Raw genomic sequence first — 696 nt, 5'->3', positions numbered from 1 at the left:
CGATAAATCCCATAGGGATTTACGCTGGTAACGCGGGGTGGAGCAGCCCGGTAGCTCGTCAGGCTCATAACCTGAAGGCCGCAGGTTCAAATCCTGCCCCCGCAACCAAAACTTATATGACTATCAAGACTTTAATCGGCCTCCTTCGGGAGGCCGAAGTCGTTTTTACCCCTAGCACAACGCTAGGGCAGATTCTGTGGTCGATGAATCGATTGTGAAGTGACAGGGCGAGCGGAAGCTGATTCAACATCCATTGCGAAAGAGGTGGATGATGGGACGAGCACTGAGCGATGATCTTCGACTACGCGTGTTAAAAGCGTCTGCGGCGGGCATGTCTGCGCGCCAGTCGGCGGCGCGGTTCGGGGTTGGGATTTCGATGGTGACCTTGCCCCCAAGTTTTATCCAGTTTTGAGTTTGCTCCAGCGGTTTTGGGTTGCTGTATTCGGGGCGGTAGCGGCGGGTGGCGGTGCGGAGCCATTTCGGCTGCGCAGCACCGCATCACGTCGCGGGTTGATGGTCTTGGGCGAACTCGGCGGGTGTCAGCCAGCCGAGGCCAGAGTGTGGGCGGTGACACGGAACTCCTCCCACAGCCATTGGGCCAGGTCGCATAAACGCCAGCGCACGACACCGTCGAGATACGGCGTCGGTCCCCGTTCGATGGCCTTTGTCAGGGCCGCCCGCTGAACATCGTTCAGC

General features: G+C 58.9%; 1 tRNA gene and 2 pseudogenes. 2 read left to right on the top strand and 1 reads right to left on the bottom strand.

What is annotated here, in order from left to right:
• Positions 1-31 precede the first annotated feature (31 nt).
• Together PL599_RS22755 and PL599_RS22750 are read left to right on the top strand one after the other, a co-directional pair.
• Positions 32-108 (top strand) — tRNA-Met (locus tag PL599_RS22755).
• A gap of 163 nt (positions 109-271) precedes the next feature.
• A pseudogene (locus PL599_RS22750) lies at positions 272-376 on the top strand (IS630 family transposase); the annotation flags it as partial.
• Between the two features lie 22 nt (positions 377-398).
• Here the strand turns inward: PL599_RS22750 and PL599_RS22745 are convergent.
• A pseudogene (locus tag PL599_RS22745) lies at positions 399-567 on the bottom strand (IS3 family transposase); the annotation flags it as partial.
• Between the last annotated feature and the right edge of the window lie 129 nt (positions 568-696).

The sequence above is a fragment of the Agrobacterium sp. ST15.16.055 genome, assembly GCF_027956555.1.
Taxonomy (GTDB): domain Bacteria; phylum Pseudomonadota; class Alphaproteobacteria; order Rhizobiales; family Rhizobiaceae; genus Agrobacterium; species Agrobacterium salinitolerans.
Note: the sequence above shows the minus strand (reverse complement) of the source record. Positions and strands in the feature narration are given on the sequence as shown.